This window comes from Paenibacillus glucanolyticus (genome assembly GCF_037333485.1).
Lineage (GTDB): Bacteria > Bacillota > Bacilli > Paenibacillales > Paenibacillaceae > Paenibacillus_AQ > Paenibacillus_AQ glucanolyticus.
This window is the reverse complement of record NZ_CP147845.1, coordinates 5271168-5292637: the sequence shown is the minus strand read 5'-3', so window position 1 is coordinate 5292637 and position 21470 is coordinate 5271168. Positions and strand designations below refer to the sequence as shown.

The 21470-nt window shown below is 51.5% G+C and carries 14 protein-coding genes; 8 read left to right on the top strand and 6 right to left on the bottom strand.

From position 1 onward, the window contains the following. The first annotated feature begins 29 nt into the window (after nt 1–29). From WDY75_RS24810 to WDY75_RS24790, 5 genes are all read left to right on the top strand, one after another. Nucleotides 30–356 (top strand): antibiotic biosynthesis monooxygenase family protein, encoded by a 327-nt coding sequence (locus WDY75_RS24810; RefSeq protein WP_006208549.1) that lies wholly within the window; start codon nt 30–32, stop codon nt 354–356. 34 nt (nt 357–390) lie between these two features. After that, nucleotides 391–1386, top strand: a complete 996-nt coding sequence (locus tag WDY75_RS24805; protein ID WP_063479756.1) for a Gfo/Idh/MocA family protein — start codon at nt 391–393, stop codon at nt 1384–1386. A 226-nt stretch (nt 1387–1612) separates the two neighbouring features. Next, entirely contained in the window at nt 1613–5668 is a 4056-nt protein-coding gene (locus WDY75_RS24800; RefSeq protein WP_063478765.1) for an S-layer homology domain-containing protein, read from the top strand. A 296-nt stretch (nt 5669–5964) separates the two neighbouring features. Then, the gene (locus WDY75_RS24795; protein WP_063478766.1) at nt 5965–9540 is read left to right on the top strand and encodes a family 10 glycosylhydrolase; all 3576 of its coding nucleotides are present in this window, start codon (nt 5965–5967) and stop codon (nt 9538–9540) included. Nucleotides 9541–9661: 121 nt separating this feature from the next. After that, nucleotides 9662–10300, top strand: coding sequence for a TVP38/TMEM64 family protein (locus WDY75_RS24790; RefSeq protein WP_006208553.1), 639 nt, complete (start codon nt 9662–9664; stop codon nt 10298–10300). Here WDY75_RS24790 and WDY75_RS24785 read toward each other — a convergent pair. Further along, on the bottom strand, nt 10295–11965 hold the full coding sequence (locus WDY75_RS24785) for a PH domain-containing protein (protein WP_063478767.1): 1671 nt from the start codon (nt 11963–11965) through the stop codon (nt 10295–10297). The two genes, WDY75_RS24790 and WDY75_RS24785, sit on opposite strands and share 6 nt — an antisense overlap. Then, entirely contained in the window at nt 11958–12440 is a 483-nt protein-coding gene (locus WDY75_RS24780; RefSeq protein ID WP_006208555.1) for a PH domain-containing protein, read from the bottom strand. The genes WDY75_RS24785 and WDY75_RS24780 overlap by 8 nt, the downstream gene beginning before the upstream one ends. 334 nt (nt 12441–12774) lie before the next feature. On the opposite strand from WDY75_RS24780, the gene WDY75_RS24775 reads away from it, so the two are divergent. The 3 genes from WDY75_RS24775 (at nt 12775) to WDY75_RS24765 (ending at nt 15318) form a co-directional block, all read left to right on the top strand. Then, nucleotides 12775–13731 carry a YafY family protein gene (locus tag WDY75_RS24775; RefSeq protein WP_063478768.1) on the top strand — a complete coding sequence of 319 codons (957 nt, stop codon included), beginning with the start codon at nt 12775–12777 and terminating at the stop codon, nt 13729–13731. Between the two features lie 55 nt (nt 13732–13786). Next, nucleotides 13787–14296, top strand: a complete 510-nt coding sequence (locus tag WDY75_RS24770) for a GyrI-like domain-containing protein (protein WP_006208558.1) — start codon at nt 13787–13789, stop codon at nt 14294–14296. 347 nt (nt 14297–14643) lie between these two features. Continuing rightward, nucleotides 14644–15318, top strand: coding sequence for a pectate lyase (locus tag WDY75_RS24765; protein WP_006208559.1), 675 nt, complete (start codon nt 14644–14646; stop codon nt 15316–15318). A 140-nt stretch (nt 15319–15458) separates the two neighbouring features. On the opposite strand, the gene WDY75_RS24760 is transcribed toward WDY75_RS24765, so the two are convergent. From WDY75_RS24760 to WDY75_RS24745, 4 genes are all read right to left on the bottom strand, one after another. Then, the gene (locus tag WDY75_RS24760) at nt 15459–15929 is read right to left on the bottom strand and encodes a GNAT family N-acetyltransferase (protein WP_063478769.1); all 471 of its coding nucleotides are present in this window, start codon (nt 15927–15929) and stop codon (nt 15459–15461) included. A 158-nt stretch (nt 15930–16087) separates the two neighbouring features. Next, a complete protein-coding gene (locus WDY75_RS24755) occupies nt 16088–16444 on the bottom strand; it encodes a YheC/YheD family protein (RefSeq protein ID WP_231888019.1) in 357 nt (118 codons plus the stop codon). Between the two features lie 49 nt (nt 16445–16493). Further along, a complete protein-coding gene (locus WDY75_RS24750; protein ID WP_063478770.1) occupies nt 16494–18770 on the bottom strand; it encodes a DEAD/DEAH box helicase in 2277 nt (758 codons plus the stop codon). 260 nt (nt 18771–19030) lie between these two features. Then, the gene (locus WDY75_RS24745; RefSeq protein WP_063478771.1) at nt 19031–21295 is read right to left on the bottom strand and encodes a helix-turn-helix domain-containing protein; all 2265 of its coding nucleotides are present in this window, start codon (nt 21293–21295) and stop codon (nt 19031–19033) included. Nucleotides 21296–21470 lie beyond the last annotated feature (175 nt).

Sequence of the window (21470 nt, the reverse complement as noted above, 5' to 3'; positions counted from 1 at the left end):
CTATTCAGCAACTGGAAAGGGGGAAGAGGATGACGGAATACGCGAATACGCCGAAGCCGCCTTATTATGCCTGCATTTTTGTGTCCAAACGAACGGAGGGCGACCGGGGTTACGGAGCGATGTCCGATAAAATGGCGGAACTCGCTGCGCAGCAGCCCGGCTATCTGGGGGTGGAATCCGCTCGGGATGAGGGTCTAGGGATCACAGTTTCGTACTGGGACTCCTTGGAGGCCATACGTTTATGGAAGGAGAACGCGGCTCATCAGGTAGCGCAGGAACGGGGCAAGAACGAGTGGTATGAAAGCTTTGGCTTGCGAATTTGCAAGGTGGAGCGGGACAGCTTCTATAAGCTCTAGGCAAGACCTGATCATGAAGAGGAAGAGGAGGATGATGATGCAGAATTCGGGTAAGATCAGATGGGGAATCATGGGGACAGGCTGGATTGCGGAGCAGTTTGCCGCCGATCTTGCCTATGTGGAGAACGCCCAGTTTCTGGCTGTCGGTTCCCGTACGACCAGCAGTGCAGGTGAGTTTGCGTCTAAATATGATATTCCGCGGGCATATGGGAGTTATGAGGAACTTGTGTCAGATCCCGAAGTCGACGTTGTGTATATCGCAACTCCGCATCCCTTGCACCGGGACAATGTCATGTTGTGTCTTCAAGCAGGGAAATCCGTGCTGTGCGAGAAGCCCTTCACGATCAACGAGGATGAGCTGGAGGAGCTGGTATCGGCTGCGCGGGAGCGGAAGCTGTTCCTGATGGAGGCCATGTGGACGCGTTTTCTTCCACCCATTCGGCAGGTGCAAGCATGGTTGAAGGACGGACTTATCGGCGACGTTCGGTTAGTGAAGGCCGATTTTGGTTTTCGGAGCGGTTGGAATCCGCAAGGCCGTTTGCTCAATCCTGAACTCGGCGGAGGCGCGCTGCTGGATGCAGGGATTTATCCGGTGTCGTTTGCATCGATGATTTTTGGCGCCCAGCCTGAGAAGATATGGAGTACTGCGCATATTGGAGTAACGGGCGTGGATGAGCAGTTCTCGGTTGTGCTATCCTATGAATCGGGCAAGACGGCTTCGTTAAACGGGGCAATCCGTCTCGGATTGACGAATGAAGCTTATATATATGGGACAGGCGGGTATATTCATATTCCGTCTTTCCTGAACGCAACAACCGCTTCTCTTCATGTAGATGGAGCGGAACCGGTACGGGCCCTAGATGATCGTCAGGCGAAGGGTTATAACTTCGAAGCTTACGAAGTGGGACGGTGTCTGCTGGAAGGGCGGCTAGAGAGCGACGTGATGTCATTGGATGAGTCCCTTGCGATCATGAGGCTGCTGGATCAGATCCGGGGCCAATGGGGGCTTAAGTACCCTTCGGAAGGATAAGTTGGTTCGTGTGCAGCGAAGCAGTGTGGAAGGAACTTCCCGCACTGCTTTTTTTTGTGATTAAATATGGATAGGCCCAGGAGCAGCGCAACTTCTTTAAGCGCAGGTGTCATTATTTACATAAGTTTTACGGAGAGATAACAAGCCATTAACTCCCCTTTGTTATGCTGGAGCTGTTTGAGAGCGGTGTTGCAGACCCATCCTACATAATAAAAGGAGAGAATTAATGATTAATCACGTGTACAAAAAGCTATTATCCATGCTGTTATCCACGGCACTCGTGTTTGGATTTTTTGCAGGTCTCGGATTCCCGGCGGTGGCGGAAGCCGCAACACCGGGTCAGCCGGATATTTTGCTGCAGCGTAATGCCGATTGGAAATATTTTGATCAGGGACAAGATTTAACGACCGTTTGGCGCGCTACCTATGACGACTCCTCTTGGGCAAATGGACTGGCTCCATTCGGCTATAAGGATAACGGAAGTGGTGTAACCACTGCGGAATTTGGACCGCTTCAGACCGTAATGGACTATGGAACGGACAAAGAACTCAAACACCGCACGACTTACTTCCGTACAAATCTTCAGGTTAACAAGGATCAAATCGACGGTTACGGCCAGATTCTCGGAACGTTTGGCGTTGATGACGGCGCCGTGCTCTATGTCAATGGACATGAAATCAGACGTATGGGGATGCCTGGCGGTGAAATCACGTATTCCACCAAGGCCACTTCCAATAAGGACCTTCCGGTTGTATATGCGGATGTGGACCTGACAGAGCCGCTGAAAACATACCTGCAGGACGGCAGCAACGAAATTGCGGTCGAGGTTCACCAGCAGAGCGACAGCAGCTCGGATCTGTACTTCGATATGGAGCTTATCGCGTTAGAACAGGCTCCGGTGCTGGATATCTCCAAGATTACGGTAACTTTCCATGGAGACACAACAAGCGAGAAAGGATTCACCTGGTATACTCCGCTGGGATCATCCCGGAGCGATGTTCAGGTTGTGGAGAATCGCGGCAGTACGCCTGATTTCGCTCAAGCGCAAGTGTTTCACGGACGGACTTCCATCTCTGCGAACTCTCCGGGCGAACATGTTCATAAAGCGGAAGCGACCGGTCTGGCGGCGGATACGTCCTACTATTTCAGAGTTGGGGACGAAAGTCTGAATCTGTGGAGCGAGGCTGGTACCTTCGAGACGGCACCTGTAAGCGGAGCCTTCTCGTTCATCGACCTGACGGATACGCAGGCGAAGGAGGAAGACGAGGCGATGCTGTCCGCAGCTACCTTGTCCAAGGCGCTTGCGACCATCCCTGATGCCAAATTCGTTGTCCATAATGGGGATGTGGTGGAGAACGGGACTTCGGAGCAGGAGTGGAACTGGCTCTTGGGCCATTCACAGTCCAGCCTTTTGAATACCACAATCGCTCCGTCCGCGGGCAATCATGAGGACAAGAATTACGCTTTCTATGAGCACTTCAATGTGAAGGAGCCGGATAACGCTGCAACAGAGACCGGCGCATATTACTCTTACGACTATAGCAATGCCCATTTCATCGTGCTCAACTCCAATGAGAATTCGGCCGAATATGCGAACTTCTCCGCGGAGCAAGTAGCTTGGATGAAGCAGGATGTGGAGCAAGCGAAGGCTGCAGGGGCAGAATGGATTATCGTAAACATCCACAAGGGTCCTTACACGACTTCGAATCATGCAACCGACAGCGATATCATTGGCGTGAATGGCGTGCGTAGTAAAATCGCGCCTCTAATGAATGAACTTGGAATCGATATGGTGCTCCAGGGTCATGATCACATCTATGCGCGTACGAAGCCGATCAAGCGTGACGGAACGGCTGAAGATGTCACCAAAATTACCGAGACGCTGAACGGTGAGAGCATTGAATATGCGGTCAAGCCGGATGGAACGATCTACATGATCCCAGCGACCGCCGGGGCCAAGGTTTATTTTAAGAACCAGAAGCCGGAGCTCGGGGACGCGTATTTCAATTTGTTTGAGCGCGCGGAAGAGAATCATGCCCGTCTGTACGGGGACACAACCAGCTTAGCCAGAGGCCATGTACAAAATTTCGTCGGGATTACAATCGACGGCAGCAAGCTGACGGCTGTTACGTATGAGATCGATCAGAACCAGAAAAACGCGCAGCCTTTCATCGTGGATCAATTCGGAATCATGAAGGAAACGAAGCCGGATCCTGTTCAGGAGAAAGTGAGCAAGGTGACCGTTACATTCCACGGCGATGCCACAACATCCAAGGGTTTCACCTGGTATACTTCCCAGCAGGTGACAGGCAGTGACCTTCAAGTTGTGGAGAAGACGTCTGCCGCACCGGATTTCACAAACGCCAATTCGTTTAGCGGACGTTCGGCTCCTTCTACGAATTCGGCAGCAGAACTTGTACACAAAGCAGAAGCAGCCAAACTCAAGCCGAATACGACCTACTATTTCCGCGTAGGCGATGAGACACTCGGCGTTTGGAGTGACATGGGAACCTTCCAGACTGCACCGAAGAGCGGAGCGTTTACATTCATTGATCTGGCGGATACGCAGGCGAAGGAAGAAGATGAAGCGGTGCTTTCATCCGAGACGCTTGCCAAGGCGCTTGCTACGGTTCCGGAGGCACAATTTGTCGTTCACAATGGAGATATCGTGGACAATGGCGTCAAAGAAGAGCAGTGGGATTGGCTGTTAGGACACTCGCAGGAAAGCCTGCTTCATACAACACTGGCCCCTTCCGCGGGAAATCATGAGGATGAGAACTATGCTTTCATTGAGCATTTTAATCTGCAGCAGCCGGAGCATTCAGCAACGGAGACCGGAGCTTATTATTCGTACGATTACAGCAACGCACATTTCGTTGTGTTGAATTCGAATGAAGGCTCGGCGGAATACGATAACTTCTCGGTAGAGCAAGTAGAATGGCTTAAACAAGATGTCCAAAAAGCCAAGAAGGACGGTGCGCAGTGGGTGATCGTTAACATCCATAAAGGCCCGTACACCACGTCGAACCATGCAACAGACTCCGATATTATGGGGGCTAACGGTGTTCGCACCAAGATAGCTCCGATAATGGCAGAGCTTGGCATTGATTTTGTGTTGCAGGGTCATGATCACATCTATGCACGGACCAAGCCGATCAAGTCGGATGGCAAGGCGGAAGAACCGGTGAAAATTACGGAGATGTTAAACGGTGAGAAGCTGGAATACTCGGTAAATCCCGACGGTACAATCTATTTGATTCCGGCAACCGCAGGTCCGAAGGTCTATTATAAGAACCCTAGCTCAAGTCTGGGGGAAGCGTACTACAACCTCTTCGAAATTGCAGACGAAAATCACGCTGCCAAATACGGTCCGGACCCGAGCGATAACCGGAGACCAAAACGCAGCCAGGTGCAAAATTTCGTCGGCATTACGATTGACGGCGGCAAGCTGACGGCTGTTACGTACGAAATCGATCAGAACCTGAATGGAGCGCAGCCATTTATTATCGATCAATTCGGAATTGTGAAGAAGGATGTTCAGACGCCGAATCCGGATCCAGGGACTCCTAATCCTGGCACACCGGATCCGGGTCCTGGCACATCCAATCCAGGATCAGGAACCAACCCGGGCTCGGGCAGCAATCCAGGCTCCGGTTCCGGTAATGAGACCCATCCTGGCAATGGATCGGGCACAGGCTCTCAGCCTGGCACCAATCCAGGCTCGGGTTCCGGCAACGGGAATCCGCCCGTCCTGAAGGATACGGCGGGACACTGGGCCAAATCAGCCATCGATAAGGCCGTGGCAGCAGGCTTCGTGAACGGTTATGGCGACGGAACCTTCCGTCCGAATCAACATGTAACGCGTGCAGAATTCATCACTATGCTGGGACGTGCATTGGGTCTGAATGCAGGTGGTACTGCCCTGACGTTCACAGATACAGCGAAGATCCCTTCCTGGGCGAAGGATGCTGTAGCCCAGGCGTCAGAAGCCGGCATTATAAGCGGCTACAAGGATGGATCCTTCGGCCCTCATCAAGGGTTATCCCGAGCAGAGCTGGTTGCTATGGTTGTTCGCGCCAGCGGGATCGGTACCGATTCTGCAACGAAGCTGAGCTTTAACGATACGAAGGATATCCCGGCTTGGGCGCGGCCTTATGTAGTCGCTGCAGTTGAAGCAGGGCTTGTAGGTGGAGTGGGCAATAACCGCTTTGCTCCACAGCAGGTCGCCACCCGGGCGGAAGCCGTAACACTTATTATCGGACTTCTTGAATATACGAAATAAAGGAAGAGTTGGAAGAAGCCAATGCGGGAGTTTTGTCCCGTGTTGGCTTTTTTATGCCGTCTACGTCAAGGACTATGAAAATTCCTGCTCAAAATATAAAATTTTATTTTATTAAAACTATTGAAATTTGAAATAAAATTTCAATATGATAGAGCTAGAGATGAACGAGAGATCAGGTCCATCGCGATCATCTACTCTAGCGAGGGATCGGAGGTGAGTGTTAGCCCGATTTACTTACAGATTGGGATTAAGGTTTAGGATTGTAAGCACTCATACTATAGGGAGTGAATTGATGAATGATAACCAAAAGGCGTGTCTATCGAAGCAGCAAGTCTGTCCTGTCCATGACACTGGCGTTAGCCGTGATGTTCAGTTCGGCCGTTTCCGCGTGGGGCAATTCCATTGAAACGAATGCAAGCGGCGGAGAGCCGGGAGCGGTGGTGCTGGAGGATTTCGAATCAGTAACGAATCTGTTTGCGTCTTCCGTAAGGGGGAAGGCCGAGTTGGATTTAGCGGAGAGGCCGGAGCGAATCTATTACGGGCGTCACGCTGCAGCTTTAACTTATGATTTTGTAGGCAGCGAATCCGGCACCTCGGCGGCTTATCTCAACTTCAAAGACCCGGATGGATCAACAGGCAGAAGCATTCCCGGATCACCGAAGGCACTCGGCTTATGGGTTTACGGCGACGGCGGCAACCACTGGCTCCGTGCGCAGCTTCAGGATTCTGCAGGCGGTAAGCATGCCGTTGATTTAACAGCCACCACCTCCGGTTTTAGCTGGAAGGGCTGGAAATACGTCAAATTTAACGTTCCCTCGAGCATCAAGACTCCTCTCAAAGTGAATCAAATCTACGTCACCGAATTAAAGGATACGAATAAAAACAAAGGTACTGTATACTTCGACAGACTAACCGCATTCTATACGGCTTCCCCGGTATACGGGCTCGACATCGGCGGGCTGACGCCCATGGGTGCTGGAGAATCGGTCATGCCGCAAGTCTATGCAACTTATGAAGGTCAGACGGAACCAGCCTTATTGACATCCGGCGTGAAACTGACCAGCAGTGACGAAACCATCGCTACCGTTACGGGCGCTACATACGACACCATTGAGGCCTTGAAGCCGGGAACGGTGACCATCACGGCTGAGTACGGCGATGCGCCTAGGGCTCAATATGAGCTTCATATTACGCAGGATACTCCGGTTCCCTATGAATTGCTGTTATCCGGACCGCTTCATATGGAGACTAGCGTTACCGGCGACATGAGAACCAGCGTGGTTTACTCCGTCTACGGAAACCAGACCGATCCTGTGTGGATGACCGAAGGGATCAGTTATACAAGCGATCAGCCAGGCGTTGTGTCGGTCGACCAAGCGGGTCAATTGACCGCGGTTTCCGAAGGAACGGCAGCCATTACCGCCTCGTATCGGGGAGCTGCAACACAACACACCATTACGGTGACAGATCCTGTTTCTGTTCTGCAGAGCATTGAACTTCAAGGACTTACGTCCGTGACGGTAGGAGATTCTTTTGAAACGGTTGTATCGGCTACGTACTCCTGGATGAATGAGCCGGTAACTATAGAAGAAGACGTTACGTTTACCAGCAGCAATTCAACCGTCGCTTCTGTTACGGATCAAGGGGTTGTAAGCGGTTTGAAGGTAGGCTCCGCTAGAATAACAGCCACATTCCAGGGAAAGAGCAGCTCGCTCTACATTACGGTAAATGAAACCCCGGAGCATCCGAAAACGGAGATGAGGGCAGCATGGATCGCTACCGTTGACAACATTGACTGGCCAGCCAAAGGGGTCACCGATCCGGCCCAGCAGAAGGAGCAGTTTATCAGCCTGCTTGATCAGCTGGAGAATGCGGGGATGAATGCGGTCATTATGCAGATCAAACCAACCGCGGATGCATTTTATCCGTCAGAGTATGGGCCTTGGTCGGAATGGCTGACAGGTGAACAAGGCAAGAATCCGGGTTATGATCCGCTGGCATTCCTGCTCGAGGAAGTGCATAAGCGAAACATGGAGTTTCACGCCTGGTTCAATCCATACCGCATCAGTCTTCAAGGGGACGTCAACCAGCTTGTAGAGGATCACCCGGCCAGACAGCACCCGGAATGGGTTGAGGAATATGGCGGCAAGCTGTATTTCAATCCAGGGGTGCCGGAGGCACAGCAGTTCATCATTGATGGAGTCCTGGAAGTCGTTCGGAATTACGATATCGATGCCGTGCATTTTGACGATTATTTCTACCCGTATCCCGTAACCGGCGTGGATTTTCCGGATACGGATACCTTTAATCAATACAAGGGCTCCTTTACAAATAAGAGTGATTGGAGAAGAAATAACGTCAATGAATTTATTCAGAACGTGAACGAAGCCATCAAGGCAGAGAAGAGTTACATGAAATTCGGCATCAGCCCGTTCGGTATTTGGAAAAACAAATCCAGCGACCAGGCCGGCTCCGAAACGACGGGCCTTGAGAGCTATCATGCGATTTACGCGGATTCGAAGAAATGGGTCGAAGAAGAGTGGATCGACTATATTACGCCGCAGATTTATTGGAATATCGGGTACTCCGCAGCGGCCTACGATAAGCTGATCGATTGGTGGAGCGGTGTCGCTGCCGGTAAGAATGTGCATCTGTACAGCGGACAGGCGGTGTATAGAATCGGGACAACACCTGAATGGTCCAATCCCGAGGAAATGCCGAACCAGGTGAAGTACAACCGCAATTTTGAGGAAGTCCGGGGCAGCATGTATTTCAGCTCCAAATGGTTCGCGCTGAATCAGCTCGGATTCACGGACAGACTGAAGAACGATCTGTACCGATATCCGGCACTCATCCCGGCTATGCCTTGGATTGATTCGGCGGCACCCTCTGCGCCCAAGCAGCCGAGGGCCAATCGAGCACAGGAAGGTGTGAAGCTCAGCTGGTCTTCGATTGACGACGAGACATATTACGCGGTTTATCGTTTTGATGGACGAGCCGCCGGCAATATGCAGGACCCGGCGCATTTGTTAGGGACCTTCAGGAAAACAGCCGGTATAACGCAGTCCTATATCGATCATACTGTCGCAAAGGGACAAACCTACACGTATGTTGTGACGGCTGTCGATCGTTTGCATAACGAGAGCAGTCAGAGTCCATCCGTAACGATAACAGCGGGAGACAGCGGCGAGCCGCCGGTTGACCCGCCGGGGAATCCGAGTCCACCGGTGACGCCTCCAGTGACCCCGCCTGTAACTCCACCGGTCACTCCACCGGTCACTCCGCCGGTGACACCTCCCGTAACGCCGCCGACTCCGCCGAAACCTCCGGTGTTCAACGATGTGGACAGCATAGGCTGGGCGAAAGCGGCGATTGAGGAACTCGCTGCGCTTGGTATCGTAAAGGGAGTGGGGCAGGATTCGTTCCAGCCGCTGAAATCGGTGACACGAGCCGAATTTCTGGCCATGCTGGTCCGAGCCTTCCAGCTAACAGGGGAGGCAGAGCTTGAATTTACCGATGTAAGGCCATCCGATTGGCACTATGCGATCATCGCATCTGCGGTAGAGGCCGGGCTGGCCCAAGGCATCGGCGGCGGCAAATTCGAGCCGAACCGGCCGATAACCCGTCAGGAAATGGCGATCATGAGCGCCAATGCATTGACATTATTCACCGATATGAAGGCACAGGATGAGGATGGTACCTTGGCGAAGTTTAAAGACGGCAGCAGCATTGCAGGTTATGCAAGAAACGCAGTGGCACTCTTGGCCGAGAAAGGCGTGATCCAAGGAACCGGAAATGATCGGTTCACGCCGAAAGGAATCGCCAATCGAGCTCAGGCAGCGGTGATCATCTATAATCTGTTGAATCTTTAGGGTGATAAGAGTGACAAAGGGACATCCCGGGCCATAAGCCTCGGGATGTCCCTTTTGCCGCTTTGTTCAGGTAGACATGCTCCATGGTACAATAGAAGTATTACGAGCTGGAGTGTGGTGCATGGTCAAGAAATTAGCAATGGCATTGGTGTACATTGCCATAGGCGGTCTTATTTACGTTTACGGCGATGCTATTCTTGCATGGATTCAGACGACGGACAGCATGATGCTCATTATGTTCATGGCGGTCATCATGGCCTTGTTCCCCGTGATTCCGTATCCGATTGTTGGAGGTGTTATCGGTGCTGCCTTGGGTCCGGTTATCGGCGGACTGATCACTTGGGTCGGGTCAACCGCCGCTTCCATCCTTATGTTTATGTTCATTCGATACGGTTATCAGGAATGGGGCACCCGGATGCTTCATCGTTATGACCGTTTAGGAAAAGTGACAACGATGTTCGAACGGAATGCCTTTTTGACCATCCTCTTTACCCGGTTGATTCCGTTTATTCCTTCCATCATTATCAATGTGTATGCCGCTCTCAGCAAGGTGACGTTTACATCGTACACCATGGCGTCCGCCGTGGGTAAAATCCCTGCGATGCTGCTGTTCTCGATGGTAGGAGATAATCTGATGACCGACCCTTCCCATATCATCATAACTATAGGTGTGTATGGAGTCTTTCTGGCCGTAACGCTTCTCGTATACCGATGGTCGGGCTTTGGCCGTTCAGGTAGAACGGAGGCCGAACGGCTATAGCAACTCAATGGGTGGGTTATTCCGTTCTGTCGGGACGGTGGCCTCACCCTTTTTCTTTTGGAACCACGCTCGTACGGCCTCGATCTCTTGCTGATCCATCCCGCTTAAACTTTCGTTGATCTCGCTGAATATCATCTTCACCTGAAGAGACAGAAGACCTCTTCTGCGCTGCCTGCGGGTACCCGAAATTTCCAAGGCAATAATCTGTGGACGGCGAATATACCTTGTGGACAGCGCAACGAAACGGCTGCGGATCGTAAGCTGCTTATCGGTTACATTTAAACCGGAATCCCTGTGTGAGCGGAGCCCCCAGCTTACAGCCAGCGGAAGCAGCAGAAGCGATAACATACCCGGCATTTCAAAATACCAAATACACGCAGCGCTTGCCGCTGCGGCAAAGCCGAGCTTCCACCGAAGGTACATCCACTTTGCACGGGAAGGAGGAGAAGCCGAAATGGCTTGAGCTGTAAATTGGGGTGTAACCCGCTCCAGGAGCTCCGGAATATCCGTGGTCTTCAGCAGAGGGTGTAGCATGAAATGCTTATCGGATTCTGAAGTAAGCACATGAACCTTCACCTCGGCGTAACCGAACCAGCGCCGGAACACGCCCTCCTTCACTGTAATAGCGAGTACTCGCTCAGGAGAGAAGAGCAATCTTTTTTTCTCCAGCAGTCCGCAGCTGACCGAGATTTGTTTGCCGATACGCTCGACCGTAAATCCCGCATATTTAATCGTGTAGAGCACGGCAGAGAGCAGCCAGGACACAACAAGCGCCAATACGGCGATGCTGATCCAGCTGCCGGGCAAGAGCTTGCCTGCCGATTGAAACGCCGACTGGTACATCTGATCGGGCAGCAGGTCATCGGCAAAAGACAGAATACCGCCCACAAAGGCTAAAGCCAGTGACAAATTGGGTGAGGACAGCGCCGCGATGAGCAGTCGTCCCGTGGATAGCTGCAGCAGCGTGCTGCGTTCCTCCTCCACCGTGAATGGATCGCCCGCGTTTCTTCTATCTGCAGCGTTAGGATCGGCGTTTATGGCCGGAGTGTTTTGCCGACTCATGTTAAGGGCTGACGGGTCAACGGATTCATGGATCGTCTGTGGCTCCGGCAGCTGGACAGATAGCCCTTCCGACTCGTCGGGCAAGTTGTGTTCAGATTGCTCGCGGCCCTCATAAGTTTGCTGCTGAACCTCACGTTCCGTCTGTCTGGTTCGGGTTCGCTCTCGCAACCAGCGCTGGAGCCGTTCACCTTCGCTATTGGTGATGGCAGGCAATAAGCCGCCGCCTTCCGTTTTGCCTGGAGTTTCGATGCGAACCTGCGTAAGCCCCAGTATTCGCTGCAGTAGAGGCTGCTCCATATTCATGGAGTGAATGCGGCCGGTGTATATGGATAACTCCTCACGGAACAGAACGCCTCGGCGGATGAGGATTTTGTCTTCCTCTAACGTATAGACGAAGCGTTTCCACTTCAGGTATCCGTATAACAGAAGCAGCCCGGCGATGATCACGATGACAGCGGATAGCCAGTACCAGGGGATGTCACGCAGCGATTTTCCGTTCAGGAATTTGATGGATACCAGGGCCGCAATCGGAATGAGCGATTTTACGCTGTTAACGAGCGGAAACAGGATGAACAGCCGGTGAAGCCTTGTCGGTTCATTCATCGTGATCCACCACTTTTGCCAGCTCGCCAATCTGTTTTTTCAGTTCCTCTGCTTCCTCCAGCTTAAGCGCTTGAATGACATGTGTTGTTGCAGCGGTAACGACTTTTACCTTGGCCAAGCCGTATTTGCGTAGGAGTGGTCCCCGCTCCAGCTCGACATGCTGAACGCGCGTCATCGGGACGAGGGTATCGCTGAGCCAGATCCAGCCGGAGCGCAGCTCCAATTCTTCCTCACTTACCTTATAGCCGAATTGCTTGTAGGTGAAAGAAGGCACAGCCCAAGTAAACCAGGCCCCGATAGCCAGCAGTCCGAGCGTGATCCATCCCGGAATCAAGGTCCATCCCAGCATGCCAGCCACAATGAGATAAGCGGTTGCCGCAAGTAGAATAACCCCATCTGTAATGAAGCCTGATATACGAGAGATGGTTACCGAGTCCGGGTGACACCTGTGCATGGTGTCGAGTCGATTGTTCATATAGGTTCCTCCTTGATGTAACAAGATCGAACAGTCATTGCGTATTCTATGTATGTCTACGTTGCTTGGGAAAGGAGCGTTTCATCCTCCCCTTTGAATGGCCGTGCCCTCATTGTAGCATAACAGTTTAACGACGCTCTGAACCTGACCTAACGGTTACTTGAACACATCCCGGATTGGTTAAGCTGGAATTAAGGAAATCGTCAGGCATTCCCGATAGGAGTGTTGCCTTCGAGAAGGCAGTATAAACAGATGTTCTGAAATACTCTCATAAGGCTTGAGCGTGAAGTTTCCTATATAATGAAGTGATTGCAGAATGAAAGGGTAGCGTGTCATGAAAATAGATCGACTGTTAGCCATTACCGTGCTGCTTCTTAATCGGGGGAGACTCAGCGCCAAAGAGCTTGCCGAGCGGTTTGAAGTATCGAGCAAAACCATTTACCGCGATATGGATACGCTATGCCGGGCTGGAATTCCGATTGCAGCCCACCAAGGGATATCCGGCGGATTCGAGATTATGGAACATTATATGATAGACAAGTACTGGTTATCGGCTGAGGAGATGAGTACGCTTGTCACAGCGGTCAAAGGGCTCAGCAGTGCGCTGGATGATCAGCAGATGGACATGCTGCTTGAGAAGGTAAAAGCGCTGCTGCACCGGGTAGAGCAGGGACATGGAGATGAATACCGGAGGGAGCAGGATCCGGTTATTATGGATTTCCAGCCATGGGGACAGCGTCAAGGTTTGAAACCTGCCGTGAGCTTGCTCAAGAAGGCAATCCTTCAAAAGCGCCGAGTCAGCATGGCATATATAGATGCCAAAGGAGCTGCGGAGCAAAGAAACATAGAACCTGCGTCACTGATTCTGAAGGGGAATATCTGGTATGTGCATGCCTTTTGTTTGGAGCGGGAAGATCATCGCGTATTCCGGTTGTCACGAATGCAGGATATTCAGATCCTGAGTGAGACTTACAAGCCAAGACCATTGCCGAGTCTGGAGCGATTGGAATGGGAGTCCTCCTGGTCAAACGCCCGGGAGGAGGAGACGGTGCTGTTATTCCATTCCAACGCGCGGCAGAGGGTGGCGGATATGTTTTCGCCGGAGCAGATATCCGTTAACCCGGACGGGTCTTTACGCGTGCACGTGTTATACCGATTGGATGATTGGTTTTACGGCATGGTGCTAAGCTTCGGGGATCAGGTGATGGTCGAGCGTCCCGCCGAGGCAGCCGAGGAAGTGAAGCGAAGGGCGCAATTAATCATGCGGCGCTACGATAACCAGGACAGATAGATGTCCACGTTACCTCTGTAGAATGGAGTTATATTCATTTCAAGGAGGATACAGCATGAGTAATAGCAATGAGAAGCAAATCGAGCGATTCGTAGAGGTCAGACCCGCCATGTCGATTCAGGGTGTCGGTGTACGAACGACAAATGAAGCGGAGGCAGGACCGTTAGCCAAGATACCCTCATTATGGGATCGATATTTCCAAAGCGGGCTGCAGGCATCATTGTCCGATAAGGATCAGGCTATTTATGCTCTATATACCGATTACGAGAGCGATGCGTCCCGGGCGTACACCCTGGTCATCGGTAACCGGATGGATGAAGGCGCAGCTGCCGAACCGTCCGATGAACTGCTTCAAGCGCACGTCCCGGCATCCAAGTATTTGGTGTTTCGGACAAGGCGAGGCCCTTTAATGGAGATCGTACCGCAGGTATGGTATGAAATTTGGAGCTACTTCGAGCAAGCAGAGGAGAAAAGGACGTTCACAGGAGACTATGAACGATACGATACGCTGCAGTTTGATCCCGCCAATACTGTGGTGGATGTGTATATCGCCATTGAATCGTAATCAAGCACCAAGCGGCTCCAGCATGTAAGGAGCCGTCTATTATGGGAAGTTACAGCTCTCGTTCCTATGTCTGTGCAACAGGCGTAGGGCGTGAGTTTTTTTCATTATAAGGCAGCGACGGGCAGTTCATGAGCAATCTTCAGATATGACTCCATATGTAAGCGATGAAATCTAATATAAAGATTATTCCTGTTATGGAATTAATTTGATATCGTTGTGGCGAATACATAACGAGGTGCACATCGATTGTGTATTCATATGATGCGTGTATTCAATGACAATGCAAAGGAGACAAGAGCTTTGGAATAAAGGGCTCCGCCCAATTCAAATTCGAAAGGATGAGATGGATGAAAAAAATATGGAGTTTGATTTTATCTGCTGGTTTGGCCGTGTCATGGTATGGTTTAGCGCCATCAACGGCGGAGGCGGCTTCCACCGTTGTCAATGAGACGATTCGCGTTGAGGCCGGGCAAACCTTTGACGGAAAAGGCCAGACGTATGTAGCCAATCCGGACACGCTGGGGGATGGAAGTCAAGCCGAGAATCAGAAGCCGGTCTTCCGGCTGGAGGCAGGAGCTACCCTGAAGAATCTCACAATTGGAGCACCAGCCGCGGACGGAGTTCATTGTTATGGCAACTGCACAATCCTCGATGTGACATGGGCAGATGTAGGCGAGGATGCGCTGACACTGAAATCGTCGGGAACCGTGAATATCACGGGCGGCGGGGCGTATAAAGCCTACGATAAGGTGTTCCAGATCAATGCAGCGGGAACAATTAACATTAAGAACTTCAAAGCAAACGATATCGGCAAGCTGGTTCGGCAAAATGGAGGCACCTCATTCAAAGTGGTCATGAATGTGGAGAATAGCGATATCTCCCAAGTGAAGGATGCGATTCTGAGAACGGACAGCAGCACGACGACAGGGCGGATCGTGAATACGAGGTATTCCGGTGTGCCGACCTTGTTCAAGGGTTTTGCGTCAGGCAATACGACCCAGTCCGGGAATACGCCTTATTAGAATTCGACAAGCATAGACTCTAAGCTAAAAAGCCCGGAAGCAGTGTTCATGCTGCTTCCGGGCTTTGTTGGGTTCGTTTTCGTGAGCAGACAAGAGCGGAATCCCACCTGCTCTTCACCAGAGCCAGAGATAATTGGGCGTTACACCTTTTCCATCGTAATGAACGTATGGCTTCCATTAGAGAACGCCTCATTTTTAACGAAACCTGTGGCGGTGTACAGGGCGATGGCACGCGCATTGAACTCGGCAACGGTTAAGCGAAATGATTGGGTATTATGCTGGTTCGAGATGGACTTCAGCACGAAGGTGAAGAATTCACGCCCCCGGCCCTGTCCCGTCCACTCGGGGAGCATTCCGATTCCAAGATCGAGCAGATCCTTATCGTATACACCAAGTCTGACACCTGCAGGTACCTGGGCGGAGACACCGGTGCAGAAGAATCCGATCAGTTGACCGGCTTCATTCAAGACAGCGGTGTAAGGCTGTTCCAACAGCTCTTGCAGCGACTCTTCATCATCATCCTGATTGTACAGGTCATATGGCGGCTCGTATTTCCACTGCAGAATTTGCTTGGCGAGGTCTATGGTCATCAGGCAGGTTACATAGGGCATGCGTATCACCTTTTTCTCTAAATAAGATTATAGTCACCATCCATTGTACGAGAATAGGTGTTATTTGGATAGCAGGCAGTCCCTTTGCTGACTGCTTCATTATCGTGTCTCTTCTAGTGCTTGGCTCGTTTCAGATCGTCTTATTCCATTCGAGGACTCTATTCACCCTGCTTCGATTTGGTACAGTTGAGCGGATACCGTCTTCCGTATGCTCTGCCGTAAGCCACGATTCGCTGGATCGTATCCTGTTCCCTCAGTTTGGTGAATGGACATGGGTCGGGGAGTGTGTTCACTTCGAGGATCCAGGGGGTGAGGTCTTGGTCCACGGCAAGGTCGAGCCCTAGCTCGTTCAATGCCGGATACCTATGGCTCATGTGAGCTGCCACCGACAGGGCGTCGGAGGGCCCTGTTGTCAAGTTGGAATGAAGTTTAACCGCCTTGGCGTGGGTCTGCACCACATGCTGTCTGCGGCAAGTGCTTGGCGGGTAAATTTCTTGCAGCCAATTATGCGGCAAACGATAACACGCTGACACTTGCCCTCACCGTCGAAGAAGCTGCGCTGCATCAAGCTTTTTCCCACCCGAATATCGGCCTAAACACTTTGCGAATGTAATAAGCCAATACGGTCGTTGCGGTCCATGAGCTGCGCGTATTCTGAATGTATTGATCGCTAATTATATAAGTCCGAGTAGAAGTGGGACTCTTCAAACCGAACTCTTCCCACTTCGCGGGATCATTCGAACCTCCGAGCCTTACAAGCATATTCGCAGACTCGCTATTTATTTTAGCCGAAATTTGCTCGTATGCTTGGGTGATTTGCACATGAAATTCGTCGATCGGATTGCGGCTGGCAAGGCTCTCCAAGTGGATGCTTTCGCGAAGGTAAGAAACGTATGCCAGATGGTCAGCCCAGAACTCGTCGATATAAAAGAGCCGTACCCGCTGCTCCGAAGGGCTCATCGGCTTCTCGCCTGTCAATATTCCGAGCCGCTCCTCGTATAGAATGCGCCTCTGATCCTCCACCATATCCGAATAACCGTTTAATTCCTTGCGGATATGGAAGTTTTGGCCCATAACAACACGCTGAATATGTACGATTTTACTGCGGAGCACCGGCTCCTCGAGAGCCTCATCCTGCCTGGGAGCACGAATCGCTTGATTGATGCCGAACCGGAGCAGCAACTCGTCCTCCAGGCTTATGAAAAATACGGAAGCTCCAGGGTCCCCTTGGCGGCCAGAACGCCCGCGCAGTTGGTTGTCGATCCGCACGCTTTCGTTCATATGCGTACCAATCACGTACAACCCGCCCAGCTTGGCCACAATTTCTGCTTGCGCGAGGTTGCCGCCGCCGAGCCGAATGTCGACGCCGCGTCCTGCCATATTCGTAGACACCGTCACGGCGCCGATTTCTCCCGCTTTGGCAATGATATCGGCTTCTTCTGCGTCGTTACTCGCATTCAGAACATGGCAAGGTACGCCGGCAACCGCCAGCGCTTCGGCCAGCCTGTCAGATTCCTCGACGCTTGACGTACCAATGAGAATGGGACGTCCCACCCTGTGGACAGACGAGATTTCGTGTACAAGCGCCTTGAATTTGGCTTCTTTATGGGTATAAATCCGGTGCGGATGGTCCACTCGTATGTTTGGCCGGTTGGGTGGAATTTGCACGACCTGCAGCGCATAAATATCTTCGAATTCCATTGCGGAAACGTGAGCGGTAGCCGTCATTCCACAAATCTTCGGATACAGGCTAAGGAAGTGTTGGAGGGTGATCGTACCGAGAATTTTTCCGCCGGCTGAGGGCTGCAGCCCTTCTTTGGCCGTAAGCGCGGCTTGCAGCCGGTCCGGCAAATGTCTGTTCTCCGCCACGCGGCCGGTATATTCGTCAATCAGCTCGATTTTATCGTCACGGACGATGTAATCGACGTCTCTTTTTAATAACGATTCCGCATGCAGCGCGCAGTTCAACGACGATAACAAATAAGTATTATGGCTTTCGTACAAATTCCCGCATGCCAGCAGCTCTTCCGCTTTCGCAGAGCCAGCTTCATTCAAATAAACATTCCGCTTGAACTCGTCGAACTCGTAATGCGCATCCTGCTCGAGCTGCCTGGCCACTTCGGCAAAACGAGTGCCGTCGCTCTCGGAAAAGCCCGGCTCGCCGGCGATGACTAGCGGCACCCGCGCTTCGTCGAGAAGCAGCGAATCCGCTTCGTCGACGATGACGTAGTGGAAAGGACGATGCACAGTATCGGCTTCGTTTAGTGCAATCGTGTCGCGCAAATAATCGAATCCCGCCTCTTTGGCCGTAACATAGGTTATATCCGCGGCGTACGCTTCCTGTTTCTCGGACAAGCTCATGCCCGCTTGAACCGATTTTACCGTTAACCCGAGGAAACGATAGATCGGGCCCATCCAATGCGCATCCCGATTGGCCAAATAATCGTTAAATGTCAGCACATGAACGCCCTCGCCGGTCAGCGCATTCAGATAAGCAGGCATAACAGCAGAGAGCGTTTTTCCTTCGCCGGTATGCTGCTCGATCAAAAATCTCTCGTGCAGAGCGATGGCAGCCATGATCTGGACATCGTAAGGCTGTAATCCGAGCTGTCTCTTCGCCGCCTCGCAGACTAACGCATAAGCATCGACAAGCAGCTCGTCCAGAGGCGTACCCGATGAGGCTTCCTTTTTGAGCCGGAGAGATTCCGCTTGCAGCTGCATCTCGTCCCATGGTTCTAAATTCCGTTTCCTGATGAGCTCCGCTTTCTCCCGATAACCTTTCAGCTTTTGCCGGGTATCGTAATCTTTGAATTTTTGCATGAACTTGGCGGCTATATTCATCGGAATTTGATCTCCCTTCAGTACTGTAATGGAATCAGATACGGCTATATTTCGAAATCCGTGAAGTACGCTCTTAATTCAAGAACGTTGTTAACAAGCATACAAGGGATCCCTTCTGGTTATTATTGGATATCGATTATTGTAATATAATCTATTACATTATGGAAGCTATCACAGTCTTTGATAAAGCTGACAAGCCAAAAGAGGATGAGCCGCGAAGGAAGCGGACCATCCTCTTTTTTTATTCCTGTTGCAGGTTGTTAACCGCTTGCATGGGTCTGTACCACATGCTGCCTGCGGTAGGCTCCCGGCGTCATGCCGACGGCCTTCTTGAACGTCCGGTTGAAGGAAGTGATGTTGAGATAGCCGACGCGCTGGCTGATCTCGTTCACGGTCAAGTCTGTGCATGCCAGCAGTTCCTTCGCTTTGTTCATGCGGATGCCGAGCAGATGATCGCTGAAGTTGAGACCGGTCTTCTCCTTGATATAAACGGAGAGGTAAGCGCTCGACAGGTTCAGCTTGGCGGACAAATAGTCGAGAGACAGATCGTCGGCATATTGGTTATGAATAATGTTCATGAACATGGCGATCAGCGGCTCTTCGCCGGTATCCTTTTTCTTGCGGATGAGGGCGCATGCTGCTTCGATGAGCTGACGGAATACACCCGAGTACTCGGCAAGACAATGGCATTCGGCCAGCCTGCCGCTCCACTGCTTCAAGGATTGAACAGAGGATTTATCTATCTGTGCCATCTCGGCATAACTGAGAATCTTGGAAGCGACGGAATCAGCGAAGAAGCGAAACTGCGCGATGCCTGCTTCCTTCCGCTGCAGCGTCTCCAGCGCCTGATCGATGATCTGCAAGGAGCGGCTGTCGCTGCCGGATTGGAGTGCGTCGAGCAGTCCCTTTTCCTGGGACGGGCTCAGGTTGACGGTGTTCGGGAGCGCCCGCTGCTTGGTTACCAGCTGGGATTCGTCGCGAAGCGGCGCCTGCGCCGTCAGGCCCTTGACCTGATGGTAGGCCTGATTGAATTCGGAAGAATGGCTCACCTGAGAACTGACCGCGATCGTGACAAGGAACAGTTCCCGCTCCTCGTTTAGCATTCCCCTGATGTCGGCCAGCAGCTCCTCCAGCCGGGCAGCTTCTTCGCGTTTGAAGATGGAGATGATCTCATTCTTCTCGATCTGGAACGTGTGGGAGCCGGGATAGCGCTCGGCCGTGATCAGATGAATATGCTCCAGCATATGACGAACAGCCTGATCGGTTTGCAGCGGAAGCTCATAAGCCGGATTCATGCGGAAACGGATATGGTACAGAACCACGATAAAACTTCCGTCATCTGACAGGAAATCCTCCCACTCGCTGATATCGGTGTTGATGCTCTTCAGCTGGCTGATATAGGAATAACTGGTTAGAACGGACTTGTGTTTGTTCATGCGGTCCCGAATTTCTTCCTTCTCCCGGAACAGCTCCTGAATGCGGTTCTGGATCAGATCGTATTCCGTGATGCTTCCAGGTTCCGGCATCGAAGAGAAGGGGGCTCTATTCAGTACTGTCGTTAAAATCTGTTTCACCGGCTTGTGCAATCTGCGGCTGAACAGATAGGACGCGGCAACAGCTACTCCGAGAGACAGAAAGAATATGAGCAGCAAGCCACCGGTTAACCTGCTTAACTGAGAAGACACATGGCTGTAAGGCACAGCCGAGACGTAGGTGAGTCCGTCAGATCCGGTTTCGGTAAAATAGTAGGTTCCATCTTGAAGCACGGCTTCCTGCCCTGCCTGAAATAAAGGCAGCTGTTCATGGCGGATGGAACCCCAGTTGTATAACACGCTGCCATCAGCGTCCAGAATCGCCAGTGCCCGATCATTCGAATCGCCAAAAAAGGATTGAGCAGCCTTGTCAATGTCGATGAGGGCAATGACCTCATAACGATTATCAGGTTGTTTGTACACAAAGGGCATCAGCTTTTTCTCGGATAAATCGTTGTTGATCCGATAGGTTTCCGCAGGGAGGAGTGTGAAGGATTCAAGGCGATCCTCATAGCTGCTCCAGAATGAATAGGAGTACGTCGGGCTGGCGTAGGAGCGATTAAACATATAGGAGGCATCGCCGCTGCCGGATTTGCTGAGCACAAAATCATGCTCCTGCAAGTAAATCAGCGTATCCTCCAAAAAGAATAGCGGGTTATAGATATCGCTTCGCATCTGCAGCATCACCTCACGTGCCTTCAGATAATTCACTTCATTTCCGGTCTGGTGGCGAAGCTGGTTATGGAAACCGATCAAATCGGATTGATTGTATATATCAAACATGAGCACCTGCAGCCTGCTGAACTGATTGGAGAACCGTTCCGCCGTATCGTGAACCGCACGCTGGCTTGTATCAATGATTTCTTTTTGCAGGCTGGTCTTAAAGAGCTGGAAGATCATCATATAGAACAATCCGAATAACACAATGATGGCCAGGAAGCTCAAAAAAATCTTGAAAAATAAACTGCGGCTTTTATGTTTGATCCAATTCACAGCATTCCCCCCTTATATTTATCCGACGTCCAGGGTTTCCCATCATGATATAGGACGAGTGTTAAGGATGGTGCCCGATTCATGTTAATATTCCGTAAAAAATGGATAGTCAATATTTTAGATTCTAGGCATTGCTTTAGGAAAACGGTGATTCTGCCCCTCCATCCAATGAAAG

Coding starts and splice junctions, on each gene's coding strand:
- WDY75_RS24810 (WP_006208549.1), top strand. CDS start 30: ATGACGGAATACGCGAATACGCCGAAGCCGCCTTATTATGCCTGCATT.
- WDY75_RS24805 (WP_063479756.1), top strand. CDS start 391: ATGATGCAGAATTCGGGTAAGATCAGATGGGGAATCATGGGGACAGGC.
- WDY75_RS24800 (WP_063478765.1), top strand. CDS start 1,613: ATGATTAATCACGTGTACAAAAAGCTATTATCCATGCTGTTATCCACG.
- WDY75_RS24795 (WP_063478766.1), top strand. CDS start 5,965: ATGATAACCAAAAGGCGTGTCTATCGAAGCAGCAAGTCTGTCCTGTCC.
- WDY75_RS24790 (WP_006208553.1), top strand. CDS start 9,662: ATGGTCAAGAAATTAGCAATGGCATTGGTGTACATTGCCATAGGCGGT.
- WDY75_RS24785 (WP_063478767.1), bottom strand. CDS start 11,965: ATGAATGAACCGACAAGGCTTCACCGGCTGTTCATCCTGTTTCCGCTC.
- WDY75_RS24780 (WP_006208555.1), bottom strand. CDS start 12,440: ATGAACAATCGACTCGACACCATGCACAGGTGTCACCCGGACTCGGTA.
- WDY75_RS24775 (WP_063478768.1), top strand. CDS start 12,775: ATGAAAATAGATCGACTGTTAGCCATTACCGTGCTGCTTCTTAATCGG.
- WDY75_RS24770 (WP_006208558.1), top strand. CDS start 13,787: ATGAGTAATAGCAATGAGAAGCAAATCGAGCGATTCGTAGAGGTCAGA.
- WDY75_RS24765 (WP_006208559.1), top strand. CDS start 14,644: ATGAAAAAAATATGGAGTTTGATTTTATCTGCTGGTTTGGCCGTGTCA.
- WDY75_RS24760 (WP_063478769.1), bottom strand. CDS start 15,929: ATGCCCTATGTAACCTGCCTGATGACCATAGACCTCGCCAAGCAAATT.
- WDY75_RS24750 (WP_063478770.1), bottom strand. CDS start 18,770: ATGAATATAGCCGCCAAGTTCATGCAAAAATTCAAAGATTACGATACC.